Raw genomic sequence first — 12845 nt, forward strand, 5'->3', positions numbered from 1 at the left:
CATGGTCCAGGCAACGCTTTCCTCCGACCTCATCGCCCGCTTCGCCGCGATCACCGGCCCCGCTCATGCCCTCACCGTCGAGAAGGATATCGCGCCCTATCTCGTCGAAAGCCGCGGCCTCTACCACGGCACCGCACCGCTGGTGCTGCGGCCGGGCTCGGTGAAGGAAGTGTCTGATATCCTGGCGCTCGCCACCGAGACCCGCACGGCCATCGTGCCGCAGGGCGGCAATACCGGCCATGTCGGCGGCAGCGTGCCGCGCGAGGGGGCGGCGGACGTGGTGCTCTCGCTCTCGCGCCTCAACCGCATCCGCGATGTCGATCCGGTCGGCAACGTGATCGTGGCGGACGGCGGCTGCGTGCTGGCGGACATCCAGGCGGCAGCCGAAAAGGTCGGCCGGCTTTTTCCGCTATCGCTCGGCTCGGAAGGCTCCTGCCAGATCGGCGGCAACCTTTCCACCAATGCCGGCGGCACCGCCGTGCTCGCCTATGGCAACATGCGCCAGCTCTGCCTCGGCCTTGAAGTCGTGCTGCCGACCGGAGAAATCTGGAACGGCCTTCGCCGCCTCAAGAAGGACAATACCGGCTACGACCTGCGCGACCTCTTCATCGGCGCCGAAGGCACGCTCGGCGTCATCACCGGGGCGGTGCTGAAGCTCTTTCCGCGGCCGCTCGGCCACGAGGTCGCCTTTGCCGGGCTCAACTCCGTAGAGGATGCGCTCGCCCTCTTCGAGCGCGCCTCCAGCCGGTGCGGCACCGCGCTCACCGGCTTCGAACTGATGCCGCGCCTCGGCGTCGACTTCACCACGCGGCACATTCCCGGCGTGCGCGATCCGCTCGCCAGCCGGCACGACTGGTACGTCCTGATCGACATCTCGACCTCGGATGCCGCCGACACGGCGGCGCGCATGATGGAGGCGCTGCTGGCCGAGGGCATCGAGGCGGGACTGGTGGAAAACGCGGTGGTCGCGGCCAGCGACGCCCAGCGCAAGGCGCTCTGGCACATGCGCGAGAGCATGTCCCCGGCACAGAAGCCGGAGGGCGGCTCGATCAAGCACGACGTGTCCGTGCCGGTCTCGGCCATTCCGGCTTTCATGGCGGAGGCGGACGCGGCGGTGATGGCGGCGATGCCCGGCGCCCGCATCTGCTCCTTCGGCCATATGGGCGACGGCAATATCCATTACAACATTTCGCAGCCGGTCGGCGCGGACAAGCAGGCCTTCCTCGACCGGTGGCGGGAGATCAATCATCTCGTGCACGGCATCGTGCTGAAATACCACGGCTCGATTTCCGCCGAGCACGGCATCGGCCAGCTCAAGCGCGACGAGCTCGCCAGCGTGCGCGAACCGATCGAGATGGACCTGATGGTCCGGGTGAAACGCTCGTTCGATCCCGCCGGCATCATGAATCCCGGCAAGGTGATCAGCGTCTGACCGTCAGCTTCCGCCGGTGCGAAGCTGCGCCAGCGACATCATGATATCGGCGCTGATGCCGGCCGAGCCCGAGCCGCTCAGCACCGAAAGGGCGGGGTCGGTCGTGGTCTGGTTGTCGAGATCGTAGAGGACCGAGAACTTGACGATCATCTTGGCGACCTTTTCCGGATCCTGCAGGTCCTTCAGCTCGAGATAGCGCTCGATCATGGTGGCCTGCGCGTCGATATCGGCGCTACCGATCTCGTCGGGCAACTGATAGAGCACCTTGAAGACCTCGAAGAGCGCGTCGTCGGCCAGGATGTCGTAGGGACTGGCGATCGCCCCCGCCTTGCGCTCGAAATAGAGGGCGAGGCGCACGCCGGCATTCTCGTTGCCGGCTTCCTCCTCCAGCATCTGGCGGACATGGCCGTCGATCGTCTCGTAGATGCCGCGGCGCGACTGGATCTGCGCGTCGTCGGACCGTTCGACCTGACCTTGCGCATTGAAGTTGAAGGAGGCGACGATCGCCCGATAGGCGCGGTCCTGCTGCTGGTTCGCAAAACTCTTGGGGTCGTCGAGGTCGGAGGTGAAGATCTTCTCCATGAAGGCCGCATCGACGCCTTCCGGATCGATGCCGTTCGCTTCAAGGACGAAGGCCACCAGGCGCTCGTCCGCCAAAAATTCCTTGACGGAGTCCACCTTCTGCATCTGGGCGGAGTAATACTTCGCCTCCTCTTCCGCCTTCTTCTTGTCGTCTTCCGTTCCGAAACGGGATTTCTCCGACACATAGGCGCGCGACATCACGAGGATTTCGGATTCGGCCTGTGCCAGCTTCGGCGCGGTGATGTTGCCGTCCGAACCGAAATTGAACGCCTTGGCCAGCTCGACGAACCGCTCGTCCTTCAACTGGTACACATAGCTCCTGGGATCGTTCAGGTCGCTCTTCAGCACGTTCTTGATGGTCAGCGTCGAGACCTTGGCCGGATCTAGGCCGAAGGCCTTCAACGCGAAGTCGTAGACCGTCGCCTCGCCCACGAATTCCTGCACGGTGTTCACCGCGCCGATCTGCGCCTTGAAGCGCTTGACGGCACGTTCGTCGGCCTCGTCGTCCTTGTCGTTGTAGTGGACCATGTAGCCGTTGGTCGCCGTGGCGGTCTGCGCCGCCGTCTGTGCCTTTGTGCCGGCCGCGAGCGTTCCGTCCTCCTCGAAGTTGAAGGCGGCCCGCAGGGCGATGTACTTCTCCTTGTCCTGTCCCCCGAACAGGTTGATGTAGCTGTCGGGATTATCAGGGTCGGCATCGCTCGTCAGGATATTGGCGATCGTCGAACTGACGACGGACGCCTTGTTGAGGTCGAAGGCCACCTTGATATAGTTCAGCATGCGCGGGTCGTTGACGAGGTCGTCCGCCGTGGCGATGTCGCCGATCCCGCTCTCGAAATACTCCTTGTTGAGCAATGCCGCCGCCGACGTCACGCGCGGATTGGAGAGCGTGTAGAGATCGGTCGTGCTGGCCTTCTGCCCGGCATTCTGCGCGGTGCCGGCGACGGCCGCGCCGTCGGTATGGAAGTTATATGCCGAGGCCAGCGTCTGGTACTTCTCCACATTGGCGATGACGGCCTGCTGCTGCACGATTTCCGCCTGGAGCTGCTGGATGCGGGCCGCATTGGCGCTGTTGGACGGCAGGCCCGCCAGTTCCTCGCTCGCCGCCTCGATGGCCGCCGCGGCGGCCGTCGCCAGCGGGGCGAGTTCCGTGTTGAAATAGCTCGCGGGATTGTCGAGGTCGCTCGTCAGCACGCCGCGGATCGTCTGGCGCGAATAGGTGTTGGGGTCGATGCCGAAGGCCGTGAACATGTAGCTGCGCAGGCGATCGTTGTTGATGAGCTGGTCGACGCTCGTCACCGTGTCGATGGCTATATTGTAGTAGCGCGTCTCTTCCTTGATCGCGGCGCCGGCATTGGCGGCAGTTGCGGAATAGAGGCCGATGACCTCGTCGAGCTGCGCCTCGGTCTGCGCCACGGCCGTCGAGGAGGCGAAGCTGAAGGCGCTGGCAAAACCGCGATAGCGCTCGTCCGTCAGCTTGTTCGCGAAACTGTTTGCGTCGGTGAGGTCGCTTTCCAGCACCTTGCGCATAAAAGCCTTGGCATAGGTCATCTCCTCGATGCCGTAGGCTTTCATGGCATAGGAATAGAGCCGGTAGTCGTCGAGGAACTCGTCGACCGACGTCACCTTGCCGATGGTCTCCTTGTAATAGGCCGCCTCGCGCGCATTGGTCGTCTCGCTGGCCGTGCGGTTCAGCGACTTCAACATATCCTTCGCGATGAGGTTGTAGCTCGTATAGGTCGACAGCATCGGAAAACCGTTCCTTCCAGTCATCGGCCGGTCATCGACACGCCGATCGTCGGCATTGTCGCGCGCGAGGCTTGTCCCGGCCTGTCGGGAAGGCGGTTCAAATGCGGCTGGCGGCGTTCACGTCTCCTAAACCCTAGCCCGTTCGGTTTTGCTAACCATCAGGAACTGCAAAGTTTTCTTAACCGCAATTTTTAAGCGGCATGGAAGGGGGCGCGCCTATTCTCCCCCTCAGAGGACGAAAAGTCCCGATGAGAAGACCGGACACCGGCTCTCAAGGAAAACAAGGGCGAAAGACATGCTGAACACCGTTTCCAAGCCGGCCTGGGCCGGCACCACGCTCCGGCTCGATCCCAAGCGCTTCCCGCAGCAGGTGACGTTCGAGCTGCGGACGGAAGGAACCAACGCCACCATCACCCTCGACGAGCGCGGCGCGGTCCTGCGCAAAGTTCTGCCATCGAGCGGCCTGCCGCTGTCCATCGCCCTGCCGGCCCGCGCCTTCAAGGGCGTCGCCGCCCGCGCCATCGACCATGGCAATGGCGACGTCACCGTGACGCTGGAACTGCACCACGACGATCCGGACCTCTGCATCCCGCTGCTGGTGGCACACGACCTGTGCGACATCGCCGCCGACTGGCGCAGCTGGGCGGACGCCTACCGCATCCCCATGCTGATGGTGGAAGCCGACGGCGTCGCCCGCCCGCTCGACGATCACCTGACGCCCGGCAGCAGCCCCGCCAAACCGCGCCGCCGCCATTCCTATTTCGCCGACCGCCGCCCCCGCTTCCTCGTGCGCCGCACGACCGGCAAGCTCGGCGTCCAGATGAAGATCGACGGCCGGGAGATCATCGCCCGGCGTTGAAGCGATACGACTGACCTCCGGAAAGCCGGCCGTTCCCTGCGGCCGGCTTTTTCATGTTCCCTGTTCCCTCCGGAACATCGCCATTGCCTGCGGCGTGGGAAAGAGCGTCCGACAAACGAACGCAGGGACACGCACGTCATGGCAAAGCTCTTCACCACCCTCCTCATCCATATCCGCAAGGCCGATGCCGCGATCGTCGCGCGCGGACGCCCGCCGCGGCGCGGCTTCGAGCTTGCCCTGCATCCGGCAACGCTCAGAAGGACCGGCGAGCGCCCGCAGCTGGCGGTGCGCTCCCGCTAGGGGTCAGGCGAAGGGAATGGCGACGGCCAGCGCGAGGAAGATGGCAAAGCCGACGAAGTGGTTGAACTTGAACAGCGCCAGGCACTGCACGGGATCGTCTATGTCGAGCGTCCTGATCTGCCAGGCGAGCATCGCCGCCGCCACTGCGAGGCCGAGCCAGGCGACGATGCCGACATCAGCCAGGAAGAAGGAAAGCGCCATCAGCACGACCGTCAGCCCGTAGAGGCCGACGAGCCATTGCCGCGTCTTCTCGCCGAACAGGCGCGCGGTGGAACGCACGCCGATCAGCGCGTCGTCTTCCTTGTCCTGGTGGGCGTAGATCGTGTCGTAGCCGATCGTCCAGGCGATGGCGGCGATGTAAAGCGCGACGGGCGCGACCGAAAGCGTGCCGAACGCCGCCGCCCAGCCCATCAGCGCGCCCCAGGAAAAGGCCATGCCGAGGAAGAATTGCGGCCAGTCGGTGAAGCGCTTGGCGAAGGGATAGATCGCGACGATCAGCAGCGAGGCGATGCCGAGCCCGATGGTGAAGAGATTGAATTGCAGGAGGACGACAAGACCGACCAGCGCCTGCAGCAGGATGAAGATCTTCGCCTGCCGGCGCGTGACGCGGCCGGACGGCAGCGGGCGCGAGCGGGTGCGCGCCACCGCCTGGTCGATCTCGTGATCGACGAGATCGTTATAGGTGCAGCCGGCGCCGCGCATGGCGACGGCGCCGATGAAGAATAGGAAAAGGTGCACGAGGAAACGCAGCCAGTCGAACGTGCCGGCTGCCGCCGCCACATTCGCCGCGAGCGCCGCCGACCAGAGGCAGGGCCATAACAGGAGCTGCCAGCCGATTGGCCGGTCCCAGCGGGCAAGCTGCGCATAGGGCCAGAGACCGCGCGGCAGGGCGCGGTAGACCCAGTTGTCGGAGGGCGCATCGGCGACGCGGCCGGAATCGGACGGAGAGCTGATCATGCATCTCAATCGCAAGCCGCCCGCCGCCGGTCAAGCCGGCACGACGTCGCGCCCGCTCGTGCCCGACACAAATGCTCAGGGAAGCGTGAAATCGAAGCGGTAGGTCGCCGAAACACCGACCAGGAACTGATCGCGGTCGCCACGCGCCTGGACGAGGCTAGAATCAGCCGCCGAGCCGACGAGGCGCTTGTATTCGGCAAAGGCGCTGGTCTCGATCTTCTCGTTGACCTGCCAGGTGATCGCCGCGCCGGCACCGACCGAATGAATGCCGCCGTCCGGATCGTAGGCGGCAAGGCCCGAGGCCGCGGTCTGGCTCGGCTTCACGCCGTAATAGGCGTCCATATAGTCCTTCGAGGCGAGCGTCAGGCGCGGGCCGGCGGAGATGCGCACATCCGGCCGCACATCGACGAAGGCATCGGCCGCGACATCCGCCACGACGCCGTGATGGCTGCGGATGCCGTGGCGCACTTCGCCGCGCACGCGCAGCCAGTCCGTCGGGTAGACTTCCGCGAAGGCGCCGAGCTCGCCACCGAACTTCACCGGCGTCAGGCCCCTGAGATCGTCGGAATCGTCCTCGTCGCGCGGCATGACCAGCTTGCCGGTGGCGCCGGCGCGGAAGGCGCCGCTGTCGATGAGCGCGAAGGACGGATTGTCGTTGCGCGAGGAGAAGCGGACCGTGCTGCCGGCCTTGCCGAGCGAGATCATCGGCGTGACCTGGAAGAGGTATTTCTTGGCGCCCTCGTAGCGCGGCGCGGCAAAGCCGGCAGCGCCGACCTTCAGATACCAGTCACCGGACCAGAAATAACCGCCCTCGCCGGCAAGGGCGGAAACAGACGCAAGAAGAAGGGCGGCCGCAGTCATTGCGGTCGTTGCACGGATACTCAAAACACAATCCTCGCTTTGCCGGCGCACCCGCCGCGGGCTGCCGAAACCATTGATTGCATGAACATTAGCCCTGTTTCATTACCGCTTTGCTAACCATCGCCGACATGCCGCCGCTGGAACGATTCGGTCCAGTTTGCGTTTTTCGGCCGATGAAACAAGGATTTTTCCGATGACAGTCAGCACGATGGAACTGAAGCTCCAGGCAATTCGCGACGATTCCGGCCTTTCCCGCAAGGAGAAGATCGCCAAGCTCGAAAAGCTGCGCACCGAAGCCCGCGCCCTCCAGCGCGCGGCGACCGAAAGCACGATGGTGGAGGATGACGGCTGGTACGAGGACGTGCACCTGATCGACACGGAGCTGGAAAACCTCGGCCGCAGCGTCGAGGAAAAGGGCGCCGCGACGCTCTGAGGCCTTGCAGGCCTTGACCTTTCAGCCCCGCCCCCTTAACCCGCCTGCAACGAAGGACAGGTCGAGGGCACGGGCATGAAGGTTCTGTTGATCGGATCGGGCGGACGCGAGCACGCCCTTGCCTGGAAACTGGCGCAATCGCCCCGCCTCACCACGCTCTATGCCGCGCCCGGCAATCCCGGCATCGCCGAATGCGCGACGCTCGTTTCCCTCGACATAGACGATCACGCCGCGGTCTGCGCCTTCTGCAAGGAGAACGGCGTGAGCTTCGTCGTCGTCGGCCCGGAAGCGCCGCTCGTCGCTGGCCTCGCCGATGTGCTGCGGGCTGACGGCATCGACGTCTTCGGTCCCTCGGCCGCCGCCGCCCAGCTCGAAGGCTCCAAGGGCTTCACCAAGGATCTCTGCGCCAAATACGACATCCCGACCGGCGCCTACCGGCGCTTCACCGATGCCGCCGCCGCCCGCGCCTATGTCGAGGCCGAGGGCGCGCCGATCGTCATCAAGGCGGACGGCCTTGCCGCCGGCAAGGGCGTGACCGTCGCCATGACGCTCGACGAGGCGCTCGCCGCCGTGGACGACTGCTTCGACGGCGCTTTCGGCGCGGCCGGCGCGGAAGTCGTCGTGGAGGCTTTCCTCGACGGCGAGGAGGCGAGCTTCTTCTGCCTTTGCGACGGCGTCAACGCACTGCCGCTCGCCTCCGCGCAGGATCACAAGCGCGTCGGCGACGGCGATACCGGCCCGAACACCGGCGGCATGGGCGCCTATTCGCCGGCCCCGGTGATGTCGCCTGACATGGTCGAGCGCACGATGAAGGAGATCATCGAGCCGACGATCCGCGGCATGGCGAAAGACGGCCATCCCTTCCAGGGCGTGCTCTTCGCCGGCCTGATGATCACCGCCAAGGGCCCCGAGCTCATAGAATACAATGTGCGTTTCGGCGATCCGGAATGCCAGGTGCTGATGATGCGGCTTGAAAGCGACCTCCTGCCGATCCTCCATGCAGCGGCGACCGGACGGCTCGACACGGTCTCCGCAAAATGGCGCGACGCGCCGGCGCTCACCGTCGTCATGGCCTCGAAGGGCTATCCGGGCGCCTACGAGAAGAACACGCCGATCCTTTCGCTGCCGGCCGACGACGCCGGCACCAAGGTGTTCCATGCCGGCACAGCCCTGAAGGACGGCTCGCTGGTCGCCACCGGCGGGCGTGTGCTCAATGTTACGGCCGTGGCCCCGACCGTCGCGGCGGCGCAAAGCGCGGCCTATCAGGCGCTCGATCGGGTAAAATGGGAGAACGGCTTCTGCCGTCGCGACATCGGCTGGCGTGCCGTGGCCCGCGAACAGGCCTGAACGTCGGGGTGAAAAACACCCGGTAGATCAAATTTTACCATTTCCCCTGACGGGACCGTAACCGGCGCGCGCTATTCTCCCTTCAACGATAAGGGAGTTCCGTTGATGCGTACCCTGCTGCCGACCCTTGCCCTGATACTGCTTGCCGCCCCCGCCTTTGCGGATTCGATCCAGCCGGTCGCCGGCGCGGTTTCGGCCGGCAGCATCGAGACGATCCGCTGCACCGACTGCCCGACGCTCAAGGAAAAGCTCAAGGCCGCGACCTATCACGTCGATGCCATCGAACCCGGCACGCAGAAGGTCGAGGTTCGCGAGGAGAACGGCGAGCGCAAGATCTTCCGCACCGAAGCCTGGATGGGCGGCTCGCCCGTGCTGTTCGTCAGCAAGGCACCTGCTGAAGCCGTCGAGGCTGCCGACGCGGACAAGCCGGGCGATACGCTGACGGTGGATGCGAGCGCCAAGACCAGCGCGCTCAACGAAGGCGCCGCACGGCAGGCGACTGAGGCCTCGATGACGGGCTCACGCGAGTTTGATCCGGAAACGTTTGAACTTCGGCTCAACTAGGCCCATATTGGAGGAGCCCTGCCTCTCAGTCCCTCCAGGCTGACAGGAATCCGCAAAAGCGGACGTTTGCGCCCCTGACCTCAAGCAGGGGCGTACGCGTATCAGCCGCCTTCCCCCAGATCGCTGACGAGACGGTCGACTTCGCGGTCGGAATAGACGGCGATGCCGTTGCGGCGCAGAAGGGCCGCCGTCACCCCCTGGCCCGCATGCCGGGCACCGGAAAACGTACCGTCATAGACAAAGCCGGACCCGCAGGACGGGCTGCCATCGATGAGCAGCGCATGCCGGCAGCCGTTTTTGCGCGCGATGGCAAGGGCGATGCGCGCGCCGTCGATATAGGCGGCCGAGACATCCCCGCCGGAAATTTCCAACACCCGCGCCCGCCCGTCGAGCACATCTTCGCCGCCCATCCCGCCTTCGATCTCAGCCGGCGGCCGGGGCACCTGGAACCCGCCGGCCAATTCCGGACAGAGCGTCACCAACCGCCCCTCCGCCCTCCAGCGATCGACCGCATCATGCAGCAGGGGTTTCGCCGATCCGTTGTAACGGACCGGCAGACCGGCAAGGCAGGCGCTGATGAGGATGTTGCCGGCCATCAGCGCCCACTCCTCACCCCGTGATCTTGGAGAAGTCCGCGACCGTGCCGGTTGCCGAGCGGATGGCGGACAGGAGGGCAAGGCGGTTGGCGCGGATGGCGGGGTCGTCGTCGTTGACGAGCACGTCGGTGAAGAACTGGTCGACGGGCGCGCGGAGCGTGGACAGCGCTTCCATGGCCGAGCGGAAATCTTCCTTCGCAACCGCGGCGGCGGCGTCCTTCGTGGCGGTTTCCACGGCGGCGTGGAGCGCCTTTTCGGCGTCGAGCTTCAAGAGTTCGGCCGAGACCGCACCTTCGACGACGGTGCCCTTCTTCTCCTCGGCGGCGAGAAGCTGCGTCGCGCGCTTGGTGCCGGCGAGCAGGTTCTGCCCTTCCTCGGAGGTGATGAAGGCCGTCAACGCCTCGACGCGGCGGGCGACCATCAGGAGATCGTCGGCCTCCGGCGTCAGGACGGCGTCGATGAGGTCGTGGCGCGCGCCCATGTCGCGAAGGTAGACCTTCAGGCGATCGTGGAAGAAGGCGAGGAGATCCGCATCCCTCACGACGGACAGAAGCGGCAGGCGGATATTCTTTTCGAGCAGCATGCGAATGACGCCGAGGGCGGCGCGGCGCAGCGCATAGGGGTCCTTCGAGCCGGTCGGCTTCTCGTCGATGGCCCAGAAGCCGATCAGCGTGTCGAGCTTGTCGGCAAGCGCCACGGTGAGGCCGACCTTGTCGGCCGGCACGCGGTCGGAGGGGCCGTGTGGCTTCCAATGGTCCTCGATGGCCTCGGAAACGGCGGCGTCCTCGCCCTGCAGAACCGCGTATTTGCGACCCATGATGCCCTGGAGCTCCGGGAATTCGCCGACGGCTTCCGTGCGCAGGTCCGCCTTCGCGAGCACGACGGCACGGTCGACCAGCGTGGGATCTGCGCCCGTAACCTTTGCCAGCTCGGCGGCGAGCGTGCGGATGCGCGCGACGCGCTCGCCCTGCGTGCCGAGCTTGGCATGGAAGGTGACGTTCAGCGCGTCGAGCTTGGCCATGCGCTGGTCGAGCGGCTTTGCGAGGTCGAGGCCGAACTTTTCGGCCGAGGCCTTCAGCGTGTCGAGGTCCGGCAGGTCGCCCTGATCGCGCAGCCAGAAATGCTTGGCGTCCGAAAGGCGCGCACGCACGACCTTGCCGTTGCCGTGTACGATCTCCCTGCCGCCATCCTTCGCCTCGATGTTGGAGATGAGGATGAAGTGGTTGGAGAGCGTATCAGCGCCCGGCTTGCGGGTGACGAAACACTTCTGGTTCGTCTTGATGGTGAGGCGGATGATCTCCGAGGGGATCGAGAGGAAGTCCTCGTCGAACGTGCCCATCAGGACCTGCGGCCATTCGACGAGACCCGAGACCTCTTCGAGAAGGCCTTCGTCCTCGACCAGTTCCAGGCCGTTGGCGAAGGCGATGTTGTTGGCATCCGTGGCGATGATCTGCTTGCGGCGCTCGGCATCGAGCACGACCTTCGCCTTTTCCAGATTGGCGACGTAATCCTCGAAGCGGCGCACGGTGATCGCCTCGGGCGCATGGAAGCGGTGGCCGTAGGTGACGTTGCCGGCGACCAGCCCGTCGATCTCGAAGGGCACGACGCGGGTCTCTTCCGTCTCCGAGCCGAAGGTGCAGACGATGGACTGCAGCGGGCGCACCCAGCGCATCGCGCCGGGCCGGGCGGAGGCGGCGCCCCAGCGCATCGACTTCGGCCAGGGGAAATTGCGGATGATGCCCGGCATGACGTCGGCGATGATCTCGTCGGCGGGACGGCCCGGCTTGACGATATGGGCGACGTAGAAGTCACCCTTCTTCGGGTCCGAGTGGACGTGGGCATCGGCGACCGAAGCCAGGCCGGCCTTGCGCAGGAAGCCCTGGATCGCCTGCTCGGGCGCCGAGGTCGTCGGCCCCTTGATATCCTCGCGCACGTCGCTCGAGCGGGCATTGAGGCCGCGAATGTCCAGCGTCAGGCGGCGCGGCGTCCAGTATTCGCGCGCGCCCTCATAGGTGAGGCCGGCCTCAACCAGGGCATCGGTGACGAGCTTCTTGAGGTCGCCGGCCGCCTTGCGCTGCATGCGGGCGGGAATTTCCTCGGAGCGGAGTTCAAGCAGAAGATCGGGCATGTCAACTTTCCTCACCCTCGCCGCAGCGGAGAGGGTCGGCACGCCGTGCCGGTACGGGGTGGAGATCGTGTGCCTCTGCTAGCAAAGTTGGGTGGGGCTGTACAACGGCAAATATGCCGCCGGAGCGACGGAAAAGCCGTCAGTGCCCGGCGGCAGCGACCTCGTGGGAGCCATCTTGCGCGCTGGCATGCTCGCTCTCGGCCTTGGTCTCGGCGGCGTGGCCGCCCTCGTCCTTCGCCTCGCCGTGGCCGGCCTTTGCCGTCTCGGTCTCTTCGGCGTTCGGATCGATGCAATCCTCCCGCTCCTTCATCGCCGTCACGATGGTCTTGATCTCGTCGAGCGAGAGTTCCTTGCGCTCGCCGTAGAATTCGCCGTTCTGGGCCGGCGTGCCGGCCGTGTAGCGGGCGACGAAGGGCGCCGCCATGCCGGGAATGGCCGATGGATCGCGCGCGAAGAGCACTTCCGCGCCGATGGCGCGGCCACGCATGTCGGCGCGGTTCACGGGACCGGCGGTATCGAGCAGGATCACCTGGTAGAGATCCGCCTCTTCAGCGTTGGAAACGGCGCCGGCGACGCGCAGCGCGGTCTTGATGCGCACCTCGCCGTCCTTGGCTTCCGAGCGGACGTATTTGCGTAGCCAGTGCTGGCCGTTGCGGTCGAGGCGGACCGTCGTGACCGTGGTGCAGGCGGCGCCGGAGACCTCTTCCGCCGGGGGGCCGAGCAGCACGTCGCGCCCGACGAAGATCGCCGCCGCTCCCGAGGCACCCGTCAGCACGGTGACACCGGCAAGGATGATCAGAAGCTTCCGGGACAGGCGGAACGAGGTCGGAAGGAGCTTCACGGGCGACGAACTTCTCTTTGAACGCAGAACACGGGAACGCGCCGAGAGCGCGCGAACTTTGCCGCACTCTACCTGGCGGGCGTTTCGGAAGTTTTAAACCGCGCCGTCCGATTTCGGGACGTTTTTGCGAATGATTTGCAATTGCGTTGACAGACGGAGAAACGACCCTATAGTTTATTGCAACTCATTCGCAAAAGCA

Annotated in this window: 12 protein-coding genes; 6 read left to right on the forward strand and 6 right to left on the reverse strand. The window is 65.5% G+C overall.

Going from position 1 to position 12845, the window contains the following annotated elements; all coding sequences use genetic code 11:
• The first annotated feature begins 1 nt into the window (after position 1).
• Positions 2 to 1432 (forward strand): FAD-binding oxidoreductase, encoded by a 1431-nt coding sequence (locus Q9316_RS15475; RefSeq protein ID WP_306032469.1) that lies wholly within the window; start codon positions 2 to 4, stop codon positions 1430 to 1432.
• A 3-nt stretch (positions 1433 to 1435) separates the two neighbouring features.
• Here Q9316_RS15475 and Q9316_RS15480 read toward each other — a convergent pair whose 3' ends face one another.
• A complete protein-coding gene (locus tag Q9316_RS15480; protein WP_306032470.1) occupies positions 1436 to 3760 on the reverse strand; it encodes a DUF1217 domain-containing protein in 2325 nt (774 codons plus the stop codon).
• A gap of 295 nt (positions 3761 to 4055) precedes the next feature.
• On the opposite strand from Q9316_RS15480, the gene Q9316_RS15485 reads away from it, so the two are divergent.
• Together Q9316_RS15485 and Q9316_RS15490 are read left to right on the forward strand one after the other, a co-directional pair.
• Positions 4056 to 4619 (forward strand): DUF6101 family protein, encoded by a 564-nt coding sequence (locus Q9316_RS15485; protein WP_306032471.1) that lies wholly within the window; start codon positions 4056 to 4058, stop codon positions 4617 to 4619.
• A 138-nt stretch (positions 4620 to 4757) separates the two neighbouring features.
• Positions 4758 to 4919 (forward strand): hypothetical protein, encoded by a 162-nt coding sequence (locus Q9316_RS15490; RefSeq protein ID WP_306032472.1) that lies wholly within the window; start codon positions 4758 to 4760, stop codon positions 4917 to 4919.
• Positions 4920 to 4922: 3 nt separating this feature from the next.
• Here Q9316_RS15490 and ubiA read toward each other — a convergent pair whose 3' ends face one another.
• Together ubiA and Q9316_RS15500 are read right to left on the reverse strand one after the other, a co-directional pair.
• Positions 4923 to 5876, reverse strand: coding sequence for a 4-hydroxybenzoate octaprenyltransferase (gene ubiA / locus Q9316_RS15495; protein WP_306032473.1), 954 nt, complete (start codon positions 5874 to 5876; stop codon positions 4923 to 4925).
• A 75-nt stretch (positions 5877 to 5951) separates the two neighbouring features.
• Positions 5952 to 6737 (reverse strand): MipA/OmpV family protein, encoded by a 786-nt coding sequence (locus Q9316_RS15500; protein ID WP_306035327.1) that lies wholly within the window; start codon positions 6735 to 6737, stop codon positions 5952 to 5954.
• A gap of 193 nt (positions 6738 to 6930) precedes the next feature.
• On the opposite strand from Q9316_RS15500, the gene Q9316_RS15505 reads away from it, so the two are divergent.
• The 3 genes from Q9316_RS15505 to Q9316_RS15515 all read left to right on the forward strand — a co-directional run bounded on the left by Q9316_RS15505 (position 6931) and on the right by Q9316_RS15515 (position 9081).
• The gene (locus tag Q9316_RS15505; RefSeq protein WP_306032474.1) at positions 6931 to 7170 is read left to right on the forward strand and encodes a hypothetical protein; all 240 of its coding nucleotides are present in this window, start codon (positions 6931 to 6933) and stop codon (positions 7168 to 7170) included.
• A 75-nt stretch (positions 7171 to 7245) separates the two neighbouring features.
• Positions 7246 to 8517 carry a phosphoribosylamine--glycine ligase gene (purD, locus tag Q9316_RS15510; RefSeq protein WP_306032475.1) on the forward strand — a complete coding sequence of 424 codons (1272 nt, stop codon included), beginning with the start codon at positions 7246 to 7248 and terminating at the stop codon, positions 8515 to 8517.
• 105 nt (positions 8518 to 8622) lie between these two features.
• On the forward strand, positions 8623 to 9081 hold the full coding sequence (locus Q9316_RS15515; protein ID WP_306032476.1) for a plant virulence effector HPE1-like domain-containing protein: 459 nt from the start codon (positions 8623 to 8625) through the stop codon (positions 9079 to 9081).
• A gap of 101 nt (positions 9082 to 9182) precedes the next feature.
• Here the strand turns inward: Q9316_RS15515 and Q9316_RS15520 are convergent, their stop codons facing one another.
• From Q9316_RS15520 to Q9316_RS15530, 3 genes are all read right to left on the reverse strand, one after another.
• Complete coding sequence (locus Q9316_RS15520; protein WP_306032477.1) at positions 9183 to 9677, reverse strand: DUF523 domain-containing protein; 495 nt, start codon at positions 9675 to 9677, stop codon at positions 9183 to 9185.
• Positions 9678 to 9690: 13 nt separating this feature from the next.
• Complete coding sequence (gene glyS / locus Q9316_RS15525) at positions 9691 to 11805, reverse strand: glycine--tRNA ligase subunit beta (RefSeq protein ID WP_306032478.1); 2115 nt, start codon at positions 11803 to 11805, stop codon at positions 9691 to 9693.
• A 139-nt stretch (positions 11806 to 11944) separates the two neighbouring features.
• Positions 11945 to 12646 (reverse strand): hypothetical protein, encoded by a 702-nt coding sequence (locus Q9316_RS15530; protein ID WP_306032479.1) that lies wholly within the window; start codon positions 12644 to 12646, stop codon positions 11945 to 11947.
• Between the last annotated feature and the right edge of the window lie 199 nt (positions 12647 to 12845).

Source organism: Shinella zoogloeoides (genome assembly GCF_030733845.1).
Lineage (GTDB): Bacteria > Pseudomonadota > Alphaproteobacteria > Rhizobiales > Rhizobiaceae > Shinella > Shinella zoogloeoides_C.